Below are 4,797 nucleotides of genomic sequence, written 5' to 3' on the forward strand. Positions count from 1 at the left end.
GGAGCGGTTACAGGCGGGAGGCGGTGGCCGCAGCCAGCTCGCTCAATAATCTTTCGCTGTCTTCCCAGCTCAGGCAGGGGTCGGTGATCGACTGGCCCCAGGTCAACGGCTGGCCGGGGACCACTTTCTGAGTGCCTTCCTGCAGGAAGCTTTCGGCCATAATCCCGGCGATGGCGGTGGAGCCCGCGCGAATTTGCTGACAGATATCGGCGCACACCTCCAGCTGACGGCGGTGCTGCTTCTGGCAGTTGCCATGGCTGAAATCAACGACCAGCTGTTCCGGCAGATCGAATTCACGCAGCGCCTCGCCGGCGGCGGCGATATCCTCGGCGTGATAGTTTGGCCGTTTGCCGCCGCGCATAATGATGTGCCCGTACGGGTTGCCGCTGGTCTGGTAAATCGTCATCTGCCCCTGTTTGTCCGGGGAGAGGAACATATGGCTGGCGCGGGAGGCGCGGATGGCGTCCACCGCGATACGCGTATTGCCGTCGGTGCCGTTTTTAAATCCAACCGGGCAGGAGAGCGCTGAGGCCATTTCACGGTGGATCTGGCTTTCAGTGGTGCGCGCCCCGATGGCCCCCCAGCTGATGAGATCGGCGATAAACTGACCGGTCACCATATCGAGAAACTCGGTGGCCGTCGGTACCCCCAGCTCATTAACCTGCAGCAGCAGGCGCCGCGCCAGCTCAATTCCGTGGTTGACCCGGTAGCTGCCGTTGAGGTCGGGATCGGAGATTAAGCCTTTCCAGCCCACCACGGTACGCGGTTTTTCAAAGTAGGTGCGCATCACGATCTCCAGCTGCGGCTGATAGCGCTCGCGCATGCCCTGCAGGCGGCGGGCATACTCCAGCGCCGCGTCGGTGTCGTGAATGGAGCAGGGGCCGATAATCACCAGCAGTCGGCGGTCTTCGCCGTTGAGGATTTTTTCAATTCGGCGGCGGGAGGCCGAGACGTGGGCAGCCACGTCGGCCGTCACGGGATGGCGCTGGGCCAGCTCCGCGGGCGTTACCAGGCTCTCAATGCGCGCGGTACGCAATTCGTCTGTTTTATTCATTGGGGTCTCAAAAATCTGTTTCTTCCGCGGCGAAAATGCCGGGAAGTGATGCGCATCACGATAAACCAATCCCTGCTTATTGCAAGAGCAGGGCATGATCCTGTATAGGCCACGGGTGATAGCATAAACAAATTTTTAATAATGTACTAGTGTATTAGTACATTCTGCGATTCAGCCCCATGATGTCCATGATTTTTGTCGCTATTTCCTCAACGGAATAGTTGGTGCTGTTCAGGCAGGGGATTTTATTCTTGCGATACAGGGCCTCCACTTCGGTCACTTCCATCCGACACTGGCGCAGCGAGGCGTAGCGGCTGTTCTCCCGGCGCTCCTCGCGGATCGCCGCCAGACGCTCCGGATTGATGGTCAGGCCGAACATCTTATGCTGCAGGGGTTTCAGCGAGGCCGGCAGCACCAGATTGTCCATATCGTCGGCGATAAACGGATAGTTGGCGGCGCGAATACCGTACTGCATGGCGAGATACAGACTGGTGGGTGTTTTGCCGCAGCGCGAGACGCCGAGGAGGATCACCTGCGCCTGGTCAAGGTTGCGCAGCGAGATGCCATCGTCATGGGCGAGGGTATAATCGATGGCGGCGATACGCGCATCGTATTTAATCAGATTGCCGGGGTTGAGGCCGTGGGTGCGGTGGGCCACCGGCGTCGGGTCGAGGTTGAGCTCCTGCTGCAGCGGGGCCACCAGCGCCTGCACGATATCCTGACAAAAGCCTTCGCTTTGCAGAATAATGTCGCGTATTTCCGGGATGACGATGGAGTAGAACACCAGCGGGCGAATACCCGTTTGCTGATAGATGGCGTCGATCTGCTCCTTCACCGCCCGCGCGCGGCTGATGTTTTCCACAAACGGCAGGGTTACGCTGCTGATGGCGACCGGGAATTGCGACATCACGGCATGCCCCAGCACCTCCGCCGTAATGGCGGTACCGTCAGAAATATAAAATACGTGGCGATCTACAGCACTTTCCATTTTGACCATCCGGTATAATGAGTTTAATTGCCTGAAAGCGGATATTAAATTTAAGCATATCCCTGTTTGATTTGTCTCTTGTTAAAATTGAAACGCTATTTTTGTTTTTTATGAAAAGGGTGGTTCATTTTCTTTTTGTCGCCGTTATTTCCAGCGTTTTCCATCAGAATTCCTAAAAATCATCAAGTTAGCAATATCGGGGGAACAGTCCGAAAAATGAAAAAATAATTTGCTTGAACGATTCACCGTTTTTTTCAGCTTCATAAATATGTCAGGATAATCCTGCAGTCGATCGTGAAATTTTTTTCACTGGTATTAAATCACAAAAGGATTGTCTCGATGTCCAACAATGGCTCGTCACCGCTGGTGCTTTGGTATAACCAACTCGGCATGAATGATGTAGACAGAGTTGGGGGCAAAAATGCCTCCCTTGGTGAAATGATTACGAATCTGTCCGGTATGGGTGTTTCCGTACCTAACGGGTTTGCCACCACCGCTGATGCTTTCAATCAGTTCCTGGACCAAAGCGGTGTTAACCAGCGCATCTATGCGCTGCTGGATGAAACCGACATTGACGACGTTTCCGCATTAGCGAAAGCGGGCGCGCAGATCCGACAGTGGATCATCGATACCCCCTTCCAGAGCGAACTGGAAAACGCGATTCGCGATGCTTATGACCTGCTGTCCGCCGATGACGCCGAGGCCTCATTCGCCGTGCGCTCTTCCGCCACCGCGGAAGATATGCCGGACGCCTCCTTCGCCGGACAGCAAGAGACATTCCTCAACGTGCAGGGCTTTGACGCCGTGCTCGTTGCCGTGAAGCACGTATTTGCTTCGCTGTTTAACGATCGCGCAATCTCCTACCGCGTGCATCAGGGTTACGATCACCGCGGCGTGGCGCTCTCCGCCGGGGTGCAGAGGATGGTCCGCTCCGATCTGGCCTCCTCCGGCGTCATGTTCTCCATCGATACCGAATCCGGCTTTGACCAGGTGGTGTTTATCACCTCGGCGTGGGGTTTGGGCGAGATGGTGGTGCAGGGCGCGGTGAACCCGGACGAATTCTACGTCCACAAACCGACGCTGGCCGCTGGCCGTCCGGCGATCGTGCGCCGCACCATGGGGTCGAAAAAGATCCGTATGGTTTACGCGCCGACCCAGGAGCACGGTAAACAGGTGCGTATCGAAGATGTGCCGCAGGCGCAGCGCGATATTTTCTCGTTAAGCAACGAGGAGGTGCAGGAGCTGGCGAAGCAGGCGGTGCAGATCGAGAAGCACTACGGCCGTCCGATGGATATCGAGTGGGCGAAAGATGGCCACACCGGTAAGCTATTTATCGTCCAGGCGCGTCCTGAAACCGTGCGTTCCCGCGGCCAGGTGATGGAGCGTTATACCCTCCACGCTCAGGGGCAGATCATCGCCGAAGGGCGCGCCATCGGCCACCGTATTGGCGCCGGTCCGGTCAAGGTGATCCACGATATCAGCGAGATGAATCGCATTGAGCCAGGCGACGTACTGGTTACCGACATGACCGACCCGGACTGGGAACCGATCATGAAAAAAGCCTCGGCGATTGTCACCAACCGCGGCGGGCGTACCTGTCACGCGGCGATTATCGCCCGTGAGCTGGGGATCCCGGCGGTGGTCGGCTGCGGCGATGCTACCGATCGCATTCAGGAAAATCAGAATGTCACCGTCTCCTGCGCCGAAGGCGACACCGGCTATGTCTACGCCGAGCTGCTCGACTTCAGCGTCAAGAGCTCCAGCGTCGGCGACATGCCGGATCTGCCGCTGAAGGTGATGATGAACGTCGGCAACCCGGATCGCGCGTTCGACTTCGCCTGCCTGCCGAACGAAGGCGTCGGTCTGGCGCGGCTGGAATTTATCATCAACCGCATGATTGGCGTTCATCCGCGCGCGCTGCTGGAGTTTGACGACCAGGAGCCGGGCCTGCAGAACGAAATCCGCGAGCTGATGAAAGGCTACGATTCGCCGAGAGAGTTCTACGTTGGCCGCCTGACCGAAGGGATCGCCACCCTCGGCGCCGCTTTCTATCCGAAACGGGTGATCGTGCGTCTGTCGGACTTCAAATCGAACGAATACGCCAACCTGGTGGGCGGCGAGCGCTATGAGCCGGAAGAAGAGAACCCGATGCTCGGCTTCCGCGGCGCCGGACGCTACGTTTCCGAAAGCTTCCGCGACTGCTTCGCCCTTGAGTGCGAAGCGATGAAGCGCGTGCGTAACGATATGGGACTGACCAACGTTGAAGTGATGGTCCCGTTCGTCCGTACCGTCGCCCAGGCGAAAGCGGTGGTCGAAGAGCTGGAGCGTCAGGGGCTGAAGCGCGGCGAGAACGGGCTGAAGATCATTATGATGTGCGAGATCCCGTCGAACGCCTTGCTGGCGGAGCAGTTCCTCGAGTACTTCGACGGCTTCTCCATCGGTTCGAACGACATGACCCAGCTGGCGCTCGGTCTGGACCGCGATTCCGGTGTGGTTTCTGAGCTGTTTGATGAACGCAACGACGCGGTGAAAGCCCTGCTGTCGATGGCCATCCGCGCGGCGAAGAAACAGGGTAAATACGTCGGCATCTGCGGCCAGGGGCCGTCTGACCATGAGGATTTCGCCGCCTGGCTGATGGAAGAGGGGATTGATAGCTTGTCCCTGAACCCGGATACCGTGGTACAAACCTGGTTAGGTCTGGCGGAACTGAAAAAATAAGTTCGCCCTGACAGGACCGATCCCCCGCCGCGCGGCC

At 57.7% G+C, this 4,797-nt stretch carries 4 protein-coding genes; 1 reads left to right on the forward strand and 3 read right to left on the reverse strand.

Annotated features, from left to right (window positions below; genetic code table 11):
- Window positions 1-7 precede the first annotated feature (7 nt).
- The 3 genes from aroH to HMPREF9538_RS32070 form a co-directional block, all read right to left on the reverse strand.
- On the reverse strand, window positions 8-1,054 hold the full coding sequence (gene aroH, locus HMPREF9538_RS22020) for a 3-deoxy-7-phosphoheptulonate synthase AroH (RefSeq protein ID WP_009484224.1): 1,047 nt from the start codon (window positions 1,052-1,054) through the stop codon (window positions 8-10).
- Window positions 1,055-1,208: 154 nt separating this feature from the next.
- Window positions 1,209-2,042, reverse strand: coding sequence for a pyruvate, water dikinase regulatory protein (locus tag HMPREF9538_RS22015; protein WP_002909061.1), 834 nt, complete (start codon window positions 2,040-2,042; stop codon window positions 1,209-1,211).
- A gap of 144 nt (window positions 2,043-2,186) precedes the next feature.
- Window positions 2,187-2,306 (reverse strand): hypothetical protein, encoded by a 120-nt coding sequence (locus HMPREF9538_RS32070; protein WP_009484225.1) that lies wholly within the window; start codon window positions 2,304-2,306, stop codon window positions 2,187-2,189.
- A gap of 75 nt (window positions 2,307-2,381) precedes the next feature.
- Here HMPREF9538_RS32070 and ppsA point away from each other — a divergent pair, with 75 nt between their 5' ends.
- Window positions 2,382-4,760 (forward strand): phosphoenolpyruvate synthase, encoded by a 2,379-nt coding sequence (ppsA, locus tag HMPREF9538_RS22005; protein WP_002909055.1) that lies wholly within the window; start codon window positions 2,382-2,384, stop codon window positions 4,758-4,760.
- Window positions 4,761-4,797: the final 37 nt, after the last annotated feature.

The sequence above is a fragment of the Klebsiella sp. MS 92-3 genome (assembly GCF_000195655.1).
GTDB lineage: Bacteria > Pseudomonadota > Gammaproteobacteria > Enterobacterales > Enterobacteriaceae > Klebsiella > Klebsiella pneumoniae.

What these genes read in the sequence shown, in the direction of transcription:
- aroH (WP_009484224.1), bottom strand. Translation starts at nt 1,054, where the DNA reads ATGAATAAAACAGACGAATTGCGTACCGCGCGCATTGAGAGCCTGGTA.
- HMPREF9538_RS22015 (WP_002909061.1), bottom strand. Translation starts at nt 2,042, where the DNA reads ATGGAAAGTGCTGTAGATCGCCACGTATTTTATATTTCTGACGGTACC.
- HMPREF9538_RS32070 (WP_009484225.1), bottom strand. Translation starts at nt 2,306, where the DNA reads ATGAAGCTGAAAAAAACGGTGAATCGTTCAAGCAAATTATTTTTTCAT.
- ppsA (WP_002909055.1), top strand. Translation starts at nt 2,382, where the DNA reads ATGTCCAACAATGGCTCGTCACCGCTGGTGCTTTGGTATAACCAACTC.